Genomic DNA, 14269 nt, shown 5'->3' with positions numbered 1-14269 from the left:
GGGCGGTCCTGCTCGCTGGCGTGGCCGGTCTTTTTTTACGCGTCAGCCCATGACGTTTGAAGAAACGCCACAGGGAGCCGTAGCCAAAATCATGACCCAGGCCACGCAAGGCCGCTTGCAGTTCGATCGTGCTGATATCGGGTTTTTCCGCCAACAGGCGACGGATCAGCTCATGGTGTTTCTCGATACGACCCGACCGTCGATCTCCGCCCAGGGGGCCGGGCGCGATCTTGCCCTTCTCCCGTTCAAGCGCACGCCATCGGCTCACGCTCGCAGCACTCACGCCAAATCGCGCCGCAGCAACCCGGTGGCTCGCACCTCCCGAAACCGCAGCCAGAACACGGCTACGAAGATCCACCGACAGAGCTTTCGACATGACCGCCGGCCTCCCATCCGGCCATCATGTTGAATCACAAATACGCCCGCTTGGGTACCCCTGAAGATTCATTCAGATCGAATTCCGCTCTAATCGGCCTCGTGGCTCGGCTCGGGAATACCGGTGGGCGGATGCGCCTTCGGGCCGCGCGTGGGGCCGCCCACGATATGGCCGATCGGCGTCAGCACCTCGACATGGTCGCAGATGATCTTGAAGACCGCGAGCATCGGCACCGACAGGAAGGCCCCCCAGACCCCCCACAGCCAGTCCCAGAACATCAGCGACCCCATGACCAGCACGGGATTGAGCGTGAAGCGCCGGGCCAGGACCATCGGGGTGATCGTCTCGCCTTCCATCAGATGGATGCACAGATAGACCATCGGCGGCAGCAGCGCCTGAAGAACCGAGGGAAAGACGAACAGGCTGATGACGAAATAGATCACGATCCCGGTCAGCGGACCGATGATGGGGATGTAGTTCAGCAGAAAGGCCAGCACGCCCCACAGCAGCGGGTTGGGCAGGCCGAACGCCCAGCATTGCAGCATGTTCGCCAGCCCGACCAGCACGTTGATGATCGTGATCGTCGTCAGGTACAGCGAGACGTTGCGTTCGATCTGGTAGGCGATCTGCACCGCGCGGCGCTTGTCGGCGAAGGTCGGCATGATCTCCACGAAGCGCCGCAGCAGGCTGTCGCCCTGCGCCAGCAGGAAGAACAGCATCAGCATCATGGTGAAGAGCTGGCCCACGAACGCCCGCGTCCCCAGCAGCACGCTGGAACCAAAGGTGCCCAGCCCCCCTTCGGCCGACGGCGCGGACGGCGCCAGCAGCGCGACGTGCCCGCCGCCATGGCCGCTCCGGCCGCTGACCACGGCCAGGAAGTTCTCGATCCGTTCGTTGGCAGCCTGAATCATCCGCAGCGGCCCGCCCAGGACCGCCATATGGGTCTGGATCGCGGCCATGGTCTGCGGCGCGCGGCTGATCCAGCCGGCGGCGGGCACCGAAATGGCGGTGCCGATCGCCCCCACCACCCCGAACAGGCACAGGATCAGGAACAGCGCCGCCAGCGTCTTGGGCAGCCGCAACCGCGCATGCAGTATGCGCATCGGCGCGGACAGCAGCAGGTTGGCGACCAGCGCCAGCACGATCGGCAGGATGATCGCCGCCGCGAAATACAACGTGTAGAAGACCGCCAGCACCGTCAGGATCAGCAGGCAGATGGTCTGCGCGCTGAAGCGGCTGCGGCGCACGACCTCTCTGGCCCGCTGCTGCTGGCGCGCCTCGAACGTATCGGCTTCTTCGCTCTCGGGAGCCAGTTGCATGCCCCAGCCTCGCCAACGGCAACCGGCGGACAGGACCCGTCCCAACCGCCATGGGAGGTGGCGTAGTCCCCCGCCCGCGCCGACGCAAGGCATAACGCGTATCAGCATTGGTGCCACGCGTCGGGCGCGGTGCATGAGGGTCCTCTCCGGCAGCCCGAATTCACAGAAACGTGAGTGATCCCGACGGCAATGGTCCGGAAAATGCCGTGATCAAGACTTGAAAGCCGGCGCCATCGGGCGTCACATCCACCTTGAAAGCGGGAGCCCCGCCTTCATGACCTGAATGATGGAGGATCACATGGCCTGGACTGCTCCGAAGATCACCGAAGTTCCGCTGGGCGCGGAAATCAACAGCTACGTCTGCGGCCAGAAGAAATAAGCCGCATGAGACGCCGCCCTGCCTCGTGCGGGCGGCGTTTCTGTTCTAGATATCTGCGCCATGATCGACATCATCGTTCTCGGCGCGGCCGCTGGCGGCGGCTTTCCGCAATGGAATTCCAACGCACCCGGATGCCGGCGGGCCCGGGCGGGCGACCCCGACGCCCTGCCCAGGACCCAGGCCTCGATCGCCATCAGCGGCGATGGCGTCCACTGGTTCGTCGTCAATGCCTCCCCGGACCTGCGCACGCAGATCGGCCAGACGCCGGCGCTGCACCCGCATGAGGGCCTGCGCTCGACCCCCATCGCCGGGGTGATCCTGACCGGGGGCGAGGTCGATACCGTGACTGGCCTGCTGACCCTGCGCGAGCGCCAGCCCTTCACCCTGCTGGGCACCCGCCCGGTGCTGGACCTGCTGGATGCCAACCCGATCTTCGAGGCGCTGGACCGCGCCGTCGTGCCGCGCCTGGCCCTGGCGCTGGACGCGCCCCATGCGCTGACCCTGCCCGATGGAAAACCGGCCGGGCTGACGATCACCCCCTTCGCGGTGCCGGGCAAGGTGCCGCTCTATGCCGAAACCGGCCCCGACCCCGCCGCCATCGTCGAGAATGGCGAGACCGTGGGGCTGGCGATCACCGACGGCACACGCCACGTCTTCTTCATTCCCGGCTGTGCGCGCATGACCGACGCGCTGCGGGCACGCCTGCGGGGGGCGGATATCGTGTTCTTCGACGGCACGCTCTGGACCGACGACGAAATGCTGCGCGCAGGCGTGGGGCAGAAGACCGGGCAGCGCATGGGCCATATGTCGGTCAGCGGCACGGACGGCACCATCAGCGCCCTGGCCGATCTGGACATCGGGCACAGGATTCTGATCCACATCAACAATTCCAACCCCGTCCTGCTGGCCGACAGCCCCGAGCGCGCGGCAGCCCGCGCGGCGGGATGGGACGTGGCCTTCGACGGTATGAGGATGACGGTATGACGGGCCTTCCACTCTCCCCTGACGAACTGGAGGCCGCGCTGCGCGCCATCGGCGCCGAGCGCTACCACAATCTGCACCCGTTCCACCGGGCGCTGCATGACGGGCGCCTGACGAAGGGCCAGGTCCAGGCCTGGGCGCTGAACCGCTATTATTACCAGTGCCGCATCCCCGCCAAGGACGCGACCCTGCTGGCCCGCCTGCCGACGGCGGAACTGCGCCGCGAATGGCGGCGGCGTCTGGTCGATCATGACGGCGACGCCCCGGGCACCGGCGGCGTGGCCCGCTGGCTGAAGCTCACCGATGGCGTGGGGCTGGACCGCGCCTATGTCGAGTCGCTGGAAGGGCTGCTGCCCGCCACCCGCTTCGCGGTCGATGCCTATGTGGATTTCGTGCGCGACCGCTCGATCCTGGAAGCCATCGCCTCGTCGCTGACCGAACTGTTCTCGCCCACCATCATCAGCGAGCGCGTGGCGGGCATGCTGCACCATTATGATTTCGTCACCCCGGAAACGCTGGCCTATTTCCAGCCCCGGCTGACCCAGGCCCCGCGCGATTCCGACTTCGCCCTGGCCTATGTCCGCGAACATGCCCGCACCGTTGCCGAGCAGAAAGCGGTGCTGGACGCGCTGACCTTCAAATGCGCCGTGCTGTGGTCGATGCTGGACGCGCTGGATTACGCCTATGTCGTCCCCGGCCGCATCCCGCCCGGCGCCTTCACGCCCGCATGACCGACACCCCCGCCCTGCCGCCGGTCGCCGAAGAGAGTGTCGTCCGCTTCCTGCGCGGGACCCGGCTGCAGCACGACCGGGTGCGCGACCAGTGGGTGATCCAGGCGCCGGAACGCGCCTTCATCGCCGACCCGATCGCCGCCGAGATCCTGCGCCTGGTGGACGGCACGCGGCCGGTCGCCGCCATCATCGACATCCTGGCCGAACGGTTCGCCGCCCCCCGCCCGGTCATCGCCCATGACGTGCTGGAGATGATCGCCAGCCTGACCCAGCGGCAGGTACTGACCGCATGACCAACGCCCCCGTCCTGCCACCGATGAGCCTGCTGGCCGAGCTGACGCACCGCTGTCCGCTGCAATGCCCGTACTGCTCCAACCCGCTGGCACTGGACGGGCGGGAAAACGAACTGGCGACCGACGACTGGCTCCGCGTGCTGGATCAGGCGGCGGAACTGGGCGTGTTGCAGGTCCATTTTTCGGGCGGCGAGCCGATGGCCCGCCGCGACCTGCCGCAACTGGTGCGTCACGCGGCGTCGCTGGGGCTGTACACCAACCTCATCACCTCCGGCGTGCTGCTGACCGAAGCCAGCCTGGCGCAACTGGCCGAGGCCCGGCTGGACCATGTGCAGCTCTCGTTCCAGGACGTCGATACCGCGCCGGCCGAGACCATGGGCGGCATGCCGGGCGCGCAGGCCAAGAAACTGGCGGCCGCGCGTCTGATCGTGGCCGAGGGCATGCCGCTGACGACGAATTTCGTCATCCATCGCGGCAATGTCGGCCGCATCGGCCGCATGCTGGACCTGGCGGTGGAACTGGGCGCGCGCCGGGCCGAGATCGCGCACACCCAATATTACGGCTGGGGGCTGGTCAACCGTGCCGCCCTGATGCCCAGCCGCGCCCAGCTTGAAGAAGCGACCCGGGCGGTGGAAGAGGCCCGCACGCGGCTGGCCGGAAAGCTCGCGATCGACTACGTCACCCCCGATTACTACGCCGACCAGCCCAAGCCCTGCATGGGCGGCTGGGGTCGGCGCTTCGTCAATGTCTCGCCCACCGGGCACGTCCTGCCCTGCCACGCCGCCGAGACGATCAAGAGCGTACCCATCCCCGACATCCGCACCGACAGCCTGGCAGCAATCTGGGCCGACGCGCCGCTCTTCCGCCTGTTTCGCGGCACGGACTGGATGCCCGAACCCTGTCGCGGCTGCGACCTGCGGGAACAGGATTGGGGCGGCTGCCGCTGCCAGGCCCTGGCCCTGCTGGGCGACGCCGCGGCAACCGACCCGGTCTGCACCCGCTCGCCCGACCACGCCCGGATCAGCAAGATCCTGGCCGACCTGCCCGAAACACCGCCGCCCCTGGTCTACCGCCGCTACGGCAACGCGCCGGGCTGAGGGTAGCGGCAAGGGCTTTGCCCTTGACCCACCAAAGGGCAAAGCCCTTTGGAAACCCATTCGTTATCGGACGCGCCTTGCTTGTCACAAGAAACAGAACGACACTCATATGGAATAATTGATTCTCGGATTGATCATGTCCTTTTCTCCGCGCAACGCCCTATCGACTGTTACTCCGGTTGCGGGATATTTTATTCTTTCGTTTCTGGTGCTCAGATATATCCACCTGCCGGGCTTTGCCCGACTTGCCGACATGCCTGGTTCGGACCCTGCCGCACACGCCATCGCAAAGCTGGGCAACATGTGCCTGAGCGAGCTTTTCCTCCTGTTTCTGATCTGCTGCGTCACCGCGGCTTTCGCCGCGATCGAACACAGGGACGCTGCCTTCTGCGGTTTTCCCCTTAACCGGACGGCCTTCGTCCGCATCGCGCAGGGCTGCGGATTATCGCTTGTCGGTGCCCTGATATTGGCGGCATTCGAATATCTCTTCGGCGGCTTGCGCTTTACCGGCCTGATATGGAGCGGCCCGGTCACGATCAGCATCATCCTGCTCTCGGCCCTCACGCTCGCCGCTGTCGGCTTTACGGAAGAATTGTGGTTCCGTGGTTATCCGCAGCGGCGGCTCGAAGACGGCATCGGCTGGTGGCCGGCCGCTTTCATAACGTCCCTGGTCTTTGCCCTGTGCCATCTGGCGAATCAGGGGGAAAATATCGTCGAAATTATCCTGCTGTTTCTGTCCGGGCTCGTATTGTGCGGCCTTCGCCGTGTCACCTTCTCTCTCTGGCTGGGTGTCGGCGCCCATGCCGTCGCCGATTTCTCCGACATCATCCTCGGCTCGCCCGATCCACATGCCGACGACAACCCGTTCCAGATCGTGCACCTGCTTGTCGACGGCCCCGCCTGGCTCAACGGAGGAGATAACGGCGTCATGTTCAGCGTTCCGGGCATCAGCACGCAGTATCTGATGATGCTCGTCACCATCCTGCTTTTCAGGCCATCCCAACCGAAAGGATCCTGACCGCCTTCACCTTGCCTGCGTCGCGCCTCCCCCATGAGCGACCCCGGTCAGGGGGGGCCGAGCACATCCGTTCAGAACCATTCTTTCTGATGGGCAACATATGTCTCGTAGAAATCCTGATCGGACTTCGAGATGTAAATAATGCCCTCGATAAAGGCGATCAGCCAGATAACAGCACCCGGTATCCCAAAAAAGATAAAGCCGAACATCGTAACAAGAAGCATTACGATACCGGCCTTGTTGTACCCCAGGTAAAATTTATGGATACCGAACCCGCCCAGAAAAAACGCCAGCAGACCCGCGACGACCTTCGACTTTTCCCCTGACGTATTGATATCTATATTGATGCCGCCCATTGGCGGATCAGGCATGACGAATATCGAGAGCGCCTCGCCATTGCTCTGGTCGAAATCGACTTTCGCGCCTCTCTTCAGGGAAGAAAAATCGGATCTTACGCTCGTTCCCTTGAATGTGTACCGATTATTATCGTCCCCGCTGATCAATCCTTCTCCATTCCTGGGGTCATAATCGAGAACGGTTCCGCGCATCTTGTCCCACCCGCAAATCCTGTGCCACCTCCGTGAACCTAGAGATCCGGGATAATTTTCGTCAATTCGAAACACCCGGCGCCTTTCCCGCCCCCCTCCCGGCCAGCCGTACCGGCAGCAGGCGGGTTGTCAGCAGCAGCACCGCATGCAGCACGCACAACAGACCGAGCCCCATGACAAAGACCCGCGAGGTCATCAAGGGGCTGACGGATGCCCGCCCGCCCAGGGCCATCGCGCATAGCGTCGTCCAGATCGCCCCCCCCGCAGAAACAGCGCGCCGGCCAGGATTGAAAAAGCGAGACCGTGCCGGGCAAGATACAAGCAGCAGAGTACCCGCGAACGCCGCCAGCGCACCGCGATTCGTCAGTTTGCGGATACCGAACCGGTCCGTGAGCCGCCCCATCAGCGGATAGGTGCATATCATGCCCAGCCCCATCGGCACCATCAGCCAGCCAACCCGGTCGGGCGACAGGCCACATCCATGGATCAGCCAGACCGGCACGAGCATCTGCCCCGCATGTGCCGCCCGGCGGCGGTTCAGGCCGTCAGTTCGACGGCATCGGTGGCCGCCACCCGGCCGAGCATCGGAAAGATATGGTCGAAGGCAAAACGATGCATCTCCACCGACAGGCCGGACGTCGCGTCCTCCGCCACCACCACCGCATAACCATGCTCATGCGCCGCCCGGGCGGTGGATTCCACGCCCATATTGGTCGCAATCCCGCCGAGTACGATCGTCGTGATACCGCGCCGGCGCAGTTGCAGGTCCAGATCCGTGCCGTAGAAGGCGCCCCATTGGCGCTTCGTGACCGTCAGGTCGCCCGGTTCGGCCAGGCCATCCACCAGTTCGGTCCAATCCTCGGCAAAACCACCCGGCGGCGGGGAGAACGGCCGGTCGACCGGTGCATGCAGCGCATCGGCGAAATCGGGCGCGAAAGCGACATTGACCAGCACCACCGGCGCACCGGCCGCCCGAAAACGACCGGCCAGGCGCCTGCCGCGCGCCACCACCTCGTTCCCCGTGTGCGGCGCCAGGGCACGGCCGACGATGCCCTTCTGGAGGTCGATCAATACCAGGGCGGTCCGGGAAGCAGGAAGAGATATCATGGTGAGGCTCCGATATCGTTGCGCTCGTTCCCCCGACGCGTTGTCGGTTCCGGCGGGGTTCGATAGAATTTGAGGATAAACTCAAGCAGGGGCATTATTTGAGCATGGGCTCAACTTCGTCAAGGACCCATCGCACCGCGTTGCTGCCCCAGCGCGCGGTCGGCCGCCAGCGGGTGGCGGAATTGCTGGCGGCGGCATCCGACCTGATCGCCGAACGCGGCTACGAGGCGACGACCATGGCCGCGATCGCGGAGCAGGCGGGCGCCCGGATCGGGTCGCTCTATCGCTTTTTCCCGAACAAGGAGGCGATCGCCGACACCCTGCTGCACCAGCATCTCGACATACTGCGCGAGGCGTACGACGCGCTCGGCCGGCGCGCGGCCAGCACCACGCCAGAGGAACTGGCCGATCTCCTGATCGATCTGCTGACCACGCTCTATCCGCGCGTGAAATCGCTTCCCGCCCTGATGGATGTCCGCACCGACCGGACCGAACTCAGCCGGCAGTCACGGGCCACGGCGCTGGGCGGTATTTCCGCCGCGCTGATCGCCTGCGCGCCGAAGCTGGACCGGCAGGAGGCCGACGATATCGCGACCGTCGTGCTCAACAGCATGAAGACGATGCTGGGCATGGTCCGGAAGACCGTGCCGACATCGCCGGGCGCGCCGGCCGAGCTGCGCCTGATGAACCGGCTCTACCTCGCAGCCCGATTGACGCCATTGCGGTCGGGATAAGGCGCGGCCCGGCGATGATAGGCCGCGAAGACGGTCTCCGAAATGGCGTTCAGCACCTTGATGCCCGCCGCTTCGTCAGGCAGGTCGCGGCTCAGTTCCACCAGGATATAGTGCGCCCCGTTCGGCAGGAAGACGATCGCGGCATCGTTGCGCACGCCATGGACCCACCCGGTCTTGTGGGCCACCGGCGTGCCTGCGGGCAGGCCGGGCGGGATGATATCGTTGAAGGTCTGGCCGAGCATGACGCCGATCATCTCCCGGCTCTCGGCAGCGCCGACGATGGCACCATGGTCGAGCTTCTGCAGGAACCCACCCAGCCCGCGCGCGGTGACCCGATTGCGAATACCCTCGGCATCGGCATCGAAATCCTCGATCATGCGACCGAAGACAATGCCGTCCAGCCCCTGCCGCGCGACGACGGCACGGATCGGCATCACCCCCAGCCGCTCGATCATCAGATTGGTGGCGAGGTTGCTGCTGTACTGGATCATCACCCGCAGCAGCTCGGTCACGGTGACGGGCCTGCCGGCCTGGGCATAAAGCGGATCGTAGGAATCCTCCTTCTGGTCCAGCGAAAAGCTGCGCGTACCGACCAGCGAATGGAAGCGGTTATGGACGGTAACCGCTTCGTCCGGCTTCAGCGTACCGTCGCGGAAGGCAGCATAGGCGGCATCGAGGACAAGGAGCTTGATGGTGCTGGCGGCATTGATGGGTTCGTCACAGCGCAGGCACACATCCGGCGCCTGCCCCGACGGCGCGGCATAGACGGCAAATGTCCCCGGCTGACCCGCCGCAATCCGCGCGACCGAATCCGCCAGAGCCTCCGCGCCGGCCGGCCGGGCCGCCGCGACCAGAAAAGCCAGCGCGCACAAGGCGGCGCCACCGCATGTCAGAAAACGCATTCCGGATAACGGCATGCTCGATCTCCTCGCCGGCAAATTCGCCTCGTTATGAAAAGGTTATAATCTTCGTTTCCCGACCATACCAATTCATCGAGGTTCCTGCGGGTTAGCCTTGGGTTATGACCTGTGGAAAAATTTGGCCTTCCTAAGCGGGCCGCGATCGGCGAAGGAGGATGGAGCGGTCGATAAAGCAGCGGGGCGGTGCGGCGCGGTCATGGATACAGGCAGGATTCTTTCGCGCCGAGGCGTGTTCGCAGGCGGAGCCGCCCTGGGCGCGGTCACGATGATGGCGGGCGAACGCGTGCTGCTGCCGCATGCCGCATCGGCGGGGGATGCCCTGGCCCCACAGCACCGGCCCCGGCTGGCACCGCTGCATCCGCGCGAAGACCAGATCACCGACATCAAGGTCTGTATCCGGCCGTTTCGCGCCGCCGGCCCAAGGCTGGATGTCGAACGGATCGGGGACAAGACGATCTTCCATAATTACGGCCATGGCGGCAGCGGCTGGTCCCTGTCCTGGGGTTCGGCCAATCTGGTGGTCGGCAAGGTCGCGGCCACGCTGAATCGCAGGGTTGCCGTCATCGGCTGCGGCATCGTCGGGCTGACGGCCGCGCTGACGGCGCAGCGCGCAGGCTTCGACGTGACGATCTATACGCGCGACCTGCTGCCGCACACGCGCTCGGTCCGCGCCAACGGAAGCTGGACGCCGGATTCCCGGATCGCGCTGACCCAGACCGCCGGCCCCGCCTTCGCCGACCAGTGGGAGCAGATGGCTCGGTTTTCATGGGCCACCTACCGGACCTATCTCGGCCTGCCCGGCGCGCCAATCATGTTCGAGGATAATTACATCCTCTCGGACAAGCCCTTCGACGACCGGCCGGCACCTGTCCCGCCCGCCGGCGCTCCCGGAAGGATGCCGCGCGCAACGGAAGATTTCGCAACCTACGAAAGCCGGATTCGCGACATTATCCCGGCGGTCGAGGATATTCCGGAAGCGGAAAACCCGTTCGCGGCGCCGCACGCGCGGCGTCATTCGCTGATGATCTACAATTTCGGCGCCTATGGCCATCTGCTGCTGTCGGAGTTCCATCAGGCCGGCGGCCGCATCGTCATCCGCGAATTCCACAGCCCGCAGGATCTGACGGCATTGCCCGAGAAGGTGATCATCAACTGCCCCGGCTACGCGGCGCGGGACTGGTGGCGCGATGACAGCCTGATTCCCGTCCGGGGCCAGACGGCGTGGCTGCCGCCGCGCCCCGAGGCACCCTACGGCCTCGATTACCGGGGCGCGGCCCTGCTGTCGAAGACCGACGGCGTGATGATCCAGGCCGTCGATCTCGACGGGCTGGGCGAGATGACGGGCGTGGGCAATTCCTTCGAACATCCCGACCCGACGGAGGCCGCGCGCGCCATCGGCGTATTCGCCGACCTGTTCGCGCGCATGCCAATGGTGGGCGGGTGACCTGATGATGCGAACCAAAGACATGATAGCCCGCGGCATCGCCACATGCGCGCTCGGCCTCGCCCTTCTGCCCGGACCGGCCCCGGCACGGCCGCCTGCCGCCAGCACGGCCTGCACCGAACTGGCGCACGGCGCGGACCTCTATCGCGCAGCCTGCGCGATGTGCCATGGCGCACATCTGGACGGGAATTTCCAAACCCCGGCACTGACCGGCCGCTTTGTCGCCAATTGGGCGGGTGCACCGGTTTCGGCGCTTGAGGCCTATGTCCATCGGGCCATGCCGCTGATGGCACCGGGCACATTGTCGCCGGACGATACACGGGCGATCGTCGCGTTCCTGCTGGAGGCGAACAACCTCCCGCAGGGCAAGACCGTGCGCGTCGGGGTGCGGAAGGCGTTGGCCTGTCCATCGTAAAGCCGGGTTTTATATTCTCTTCTTTTTCTGAAGAAAAAGAAGCAAAAAGACTTTCATCCGTTCAGGGCCGTGGTGTGTCCCCAGCACAAGGCTCCTGAACGAATCAGAAGTTTTTTGGTTCTTTTTTCCAAAAAAGAACAGAAACCCACCCAAGGGAGTCCAGACCGCCATGCGCCTGCGCCAGATCGAAGTCTTCTACGCGATCATGACGACGGGCTCGCTACGGCGTGCCGCCGAGGTTCTGCATGTCTCGCAGCCGGCCGCGAGCAAGGTGCTGCGCTACGCCGAACAATCGCTGGGGTTCGCGCTGTTCGAGCGGGCAGGCGGCCGGCTGGTGCCGACGCGCGAGGCGCGGATCATGCTGCCGCATGTGAATGCCATTTTCGAAAAACTGTCGGACCTCAAACGCCTGACCCACAATCTGCGCTATGCGCGCGACGGGCATTCGATCAGCATCGGCTGCGTGCCGAGCCTGGGGCTGAGCCTGGTGCCGCGCGTGGTGCAACGCTACCGCACCGACCACCCGGGCATGGAACTGACGATCGACGCGCTGCACGGCACCGAAATCGTGTCGCGTATCCTCAACCATGATCTCGACCTCGGGATCGTGTTCGGCGATTACACGCGCGACGGGCTGACCGCACTGCATATCGCCGATATTCCGCTGCTGATGATCGACGGCCAGGGCGGGGAGGGTCCCGTCAGCCTCGCCGCGATCGATCCGGCGCGCTATATCGGCCTGAGCGAGAACGATCCCACGGCCCGCCTGCTCGACATGGCGCTGGACGAGGCGGGGATTCCGGCCGCGGCGCCGGTGCGGGTACGCACCCATTTCATGGCGGCCGAACTCGTGCGCCTCGGCGGGGGCTGCGCCATCGTGGACGCCCTGACCGCGCTGCATCACCCGGGCCTGCCCCGGCCGCGCCCGCTCTCTCCGCCGCTGAGCGTGACCTGCACCGTCCTCTTCCGTGCCGACCACGCGCTGTCGCACATCTCGCAGAGTATTCTTGCCTTGTTGCGGAGCGAACTGGAAATCGACCTGGCCACCCTGGCGGCATGACGCGTCGGGACGATTACCCCAGGTTAAGGGAGACCTGCATCTGGGGAGGGGACGGGCCGAACGTTTCGTGCTCTTAATGGAACAGTTTTCCTCGCGGCCCGTCCATCATCCGGGGCCGGAATTTCGCATTCAGGACCATCGATGATCCAGCGCTTCCGACATTCATGCATGATGGCCGCCTCGGCGGTCGCTCTTCTGTCCGCGCCGTACGCCACCCGCGCGGCATCGTTGCCGCCGGGGCTGACGGAGCAGGCCATCGACACGACGGTCGAACGCGCCCGGCAGGCCTTCAACGTGCCCGGCATCGCGGTGGCGGTGGTGCATGACGGCCAGATCGTGTTCAGCCACGGCTATGGACGCCGGGCAGAGGACAAGGGCAGCGCGCCGGTCGACGGACGCACCCTGTTCGCCATCGGCTCCAACACCAAGGAATTCACCGCGACGGCGCTGGCGCTTCTGGTCGATCAGGGCAAGCTGGGCTGGGATGACCGCGTCATCGACCATATGCCGGATTTTCGCGTCGCCGACCCGTCGATCACCCGGGATTTCCGCGTGTCGGACCTGCTGACCCATCATAGCGGCATGGGTCTGGGCGCCGGCGACCTGATGCTGTTCTCGCACAGCACGCTGACGCGGCCGGAAATCCTCGCCGGCCTGCCCTTCATGCCCTTCACGGCGCCCTTCCGCACCCAGTACGCCTATAACAACCTGCTCTATGTCGTGGCCGGCGCGCTGGTCGAACGGCTGACGGGGCAAAGCTGGGAAGATGTGGTCCAGAAGCGCCTGATCGACGCGGCGGGCCTCCCCGCCTGCCAGAGCACGCCGCCCGTCAAGGGCCAGACGAACGTGGCCACCGGCGAGGGCGAAAGCGGCCTCCTGCCCGACAAGGCATCGCGCCTGCTGCCCGGCGTGGCCCCCGCCGGCGGCATCTGGTGCAGCGTGGACGGCATGGCCCGCTGGGCCCAGACCTATCTCGATGGCGGCCGCACGCCGGACGGCAGACAGGTCTTCAGCCAGGCCAGCCGCGACGCGCTATGGGCACCGCACGCGCTGCTGCCCCTGCCCGATACGGCGGAGGCGACCAGGACCCATTTCCGCGCCTATGGCTATGGCTGGTTCATGGAGGATTTCTTCGGCTACAAGCGCGTCTGGCATACCGGGACCATCGACGGGATGGTCAGCTACATGACCTTCCTGCCGGAGCTGAAGACCGGCATCGTCATCCTGACCAATCATGACGACCACAACGCGACCTATTCCATCGCAACCACGCTGAGCGCCTATGCCGCGACCGGCACCAGCGCGGACTGGATCGCCCACTGGCGCGATGCCGAGAACGCCGAACACGCGGCAGAGGCAAAGGCAGCCACCAGCACCGGCCCCGGCTCCCCCGCGCGTCCCTTCATCACACTGTCCGAAAGCGCGCAGCAGGATTATGTCGGCACCTATCGCGACGATTGGCGCGGCCCGATCACCATAAGCCGGCGGGGGCCGGACCTGCGGATGGCCTTCAGCCACGCCGACGGCCTGAGTGGAACACTCTCGGCCCTGCCGCACGATCTGTTCGTGGTCCGGTGGGACGATCGCGGGCAGGACGGCTCCGACGATGCCTATGTGCAGTTCGAACGCGATGTCTCGGGCAAGGTGGTCGGGATGAGCATGCGCCTGATCGGGTCCGATTTCAGCTTCGATGCGCAGGACCTGCATCCGAAGAAGGTGAGTTCTTCTTTTTCCGAAGAAAAAGAAGCAAAAGGACGTTAGCCCATTCAGGGACATCACACGCCCCAACACAAGGCTCCCGAACGAATCAAAAGTTTTTTGGTTCTTTTTTTCAAAAAAGAACAGAA

Annotated in this window: 16 protein-coding genes and 1 pseudogene; 11 read left to right on the top strand and 6 right to left on the bottom strand. The window is 65.2% G+C overall.

Features of this window, described 5'->3' with window-relative positions; all coding sequences use genetic code 11:
- A pseudogene (locus tag HLH29_RS10275) lies at positions 1–376 on the bottom strand (helix-turn-helix domain-containing protein); the annotation flags it as partial.
- An 89-nt stretch (positions 377–465) separates the two neighbouring features.
- Complete coding sequence (locus HLH29_RS10270) at positions 466–1695, bottom strand: AI-2E family transporter (RefSeq protein WP_182966414.1); 1230 nt, start codon at positions 1693–1695, stop codon at positions 466–468.
- Positions 1696–1993: 298 nt separating this feature from the next.
- On the opposite strand from HLH29_RS10270, the gene pqqA reads away from it, so the two are divergent.
- From pqqA to HLH29_RS10240, 6 genes are all read left to right on the top strand, one after another.
- On the top strand, positions 1994–2074 hold the full coding sequence (gene pqqA, locus HLH29_RS10265) for a pyrroloquinoline quinone precursor peptide PqqA (RefSeq protein ID WP_012224451.1): 81 nt from the start codon (positions 1994–1996) through the stop codon (positions 2072–2074).
- A 60-nt stretch (positions 2075–2134) separates the two neighbouring features.
- Positions 2135–3058 (top strand): pyrroloquinoline quinone biosynthesis protein PqqB, encoded by a 924-nt coding sequence (gene pqqB, locus HLH29_RS10260; protein WP_182966412.1) that lies wholly within the window; start codon positions 2135–2137, stop codon positions 3056–3058.
- A complete protein-coding gene (gene pqqC, locus HLH29_RS10255; protein WP_182966411.1) occupies positions 3055–3786 on the top strand; it encodes a pyrroloquinoline-quinone synthase PqqC in 732 nt (243 codons plus the stop codon). The genes pqqB and pqqC overlap by 4 nt, the downstream gene beginning before the upstream one ends.
- Positions 3783–4079 (top strand): pyrroloquinoline quinone biosynthesis peptide chaperone PqqD, encoded by a 297-nt coding sequence (gene pqqD / locus HLH29_RS10250; RefSeq protein ID WP_182966409.1) that lies wholly within the window; start codon positions 3783–3785, stop codon positions 4077–4079. Before pqqC ends, pqqD begins: the two co-directional genes overlap by 4 nt.
- Positions 4076–5176 carry a pyrroloquinoline quinone biosynthesis protein PqqE gene (gene pqqE, locus HLH29_RS10245; RefSeq protein WP_182966407.1) on the top strand — a complete coding sequence of 367 codons (1101 nt, stop codon included), beginning with the start codon at positions 4076–4078 and terminating at the stop codon, positions 5174–5176. The genes pqqD and pqqE overlap by 4 nt, the downstream gene beginning before the upstream one ends.
- A 136-nt stretch (positions 5177–5312) precedes the next feature.
- Positions 5313–6194, top strand: coding sequence for a CPBP family intramembrane glutamic endopeptidase (locus HLH29_RS10240; RefSeq protein WP_182966405.1), 882 nt, complete (start codon positions 5313–5315; stop codon positions 6192–6194).
- Between the two features lie 71 nt (positions 6195–6265).
- Here the strand turns inward: HLH29_RS10240 and HLH29_RS10235 are convergent, their stop codons facing one another.
- From HLH29_RS10235 to HLH29_RS10225, 3 genes are all read right to left on the bottom strand, one after another.
- Entirely contained in the window at positions 6266–6742 is a 477-nt protein-coding gene (locus tag HLH29_RS10235) for a TM2 domain-containing protein (RefSeq protein WP_182966403.1), read from the bottom strand.
- 61 nt (positions 6743–6803) lie between these two features.
- The gene (locus tag HLH29_RS10230; RefSeq protein ID WP_182966401.1) at positions 6804–7250 is read right to left on the bottom strand and encodes a hypothetical protein; all 447 of its coding nucleotides are present in this window, start codon (positions 7248–7250) and stop codon (positions 6804–6806) included.
- 29 nt (positions 7251–7279) lie between these two features.
- The gene (locus tag HLH29_RS10225) at positions 7280–7849 is read right to left on the bottom strand and encodes a hydrolase (protein ID WP_182966399.1); all 570 of its coding nucleotides are present in this window, start codon (positions 7847–7849) and stop codon (positions 7280–7282) included.
- Positions 7850–7953: 104 nt separating this feature from the next.
- Here HLH29_RS10225 and HLH29_RS10220 point away from each other — a divergent pair, with 104 nt between their 5' ends.
- Complete coding sequence (locus HLH29_RS10220; protein WP_182966397.1) at positions 7954–8583, top strand: TetR/AcrR family transcriptional regulator; 630 nt, start codon at positions 7954–7956, stop codon at positions 8581–8583.
- Here HLH29_RS10220 and HLH29_RS10215 read toward each other — a convergent pair.
- A complete protein-coding gene (locus tag HLH29_RS10215; RefSeq protein WP_182966395.1) occupies positions 8544–9500 on the bottom strand; it encodes a serine hydrolase in 957 nt (318 codons plus the stop codon). The two genes, HLH29_RS10220 and HLH29_RS10215, sit on opposite strands and share 40 nt — an antisense overlap.
- A gap of 199 nt (positions 9501–9699) precedes the next feature.
- Here HLH29_RS10215 and HLH29_RS10210 point away from each other — a divergent pair, with 199 nt between their 5' ends.
- The 4 genes from HLH29_RS10210 to HLH29_RS10195 all read left to right on the top strand — a co-directional run bounded on the left by HLH29_RS10210 (position 9700) and on the right by HLH29_RS10195 (position 14183).
- Positions 9700–10947, top strand: coding sequence for an FAD-dependent oxidoreductase (locus HLH29_RS10210; protein ID WP_182966393.1), 1248 nt, complete (start codon positions 9700–9702; stop codon positions 10945–10947).
- 4 nt (positions 10948–10951) lie between these two features.
- The gene (locus HLH29_RS10205; protein ID WP_182966391.1) at positions 10952–11362 is read left to right on the top strand and encodes a c-type cytochrome; all 411 of its coding nucleotides are present in this window, start codon (positions 10952–10954) and stop codon (positions 11360–11362) included.
- 169 nt (positions 11363–11531) lie between these two features.
- Entirely contained in the window at positions 11532–12422 is an 891-nt protein-coding gene (locus HLH29_RS10200; RefSeq protein ID WP_182966389.1) for a LysR family transcriptional regulator, read from the top strand.
- A gap of 141 nt (positions 12423–12563) precedes the next feature.
- On the top strand, positions 12564–14183 hold the full coding sequence (locus tag HLH29_RS10195; RefSeq protein WP_182966387.1) for a serine hydrolase: 1620 nt from the start codon (positions 12564–12566) through the stop codon (positions 14181–14183).
- Positions 14184–14269 lie beyond the last annotated feature (86 nt).

It is taken from the genome of Gluconacetobacter tumulicola, from assembly GCF_014174215.1.
In the GTDB taxonomy this organism is placed as follows: domain Bacteria; phylum Pseudomonadota; class Alphaproteobacteria; order Acetobacterales; family Acetobacteraceae; genus Gluconacetobacter; species Gluconacetobacter tumulicola.
Note: the sequence above shows the minus strand (reverse complement) of the source record. Positions and strands in the feature narration are given on the sequence as shown.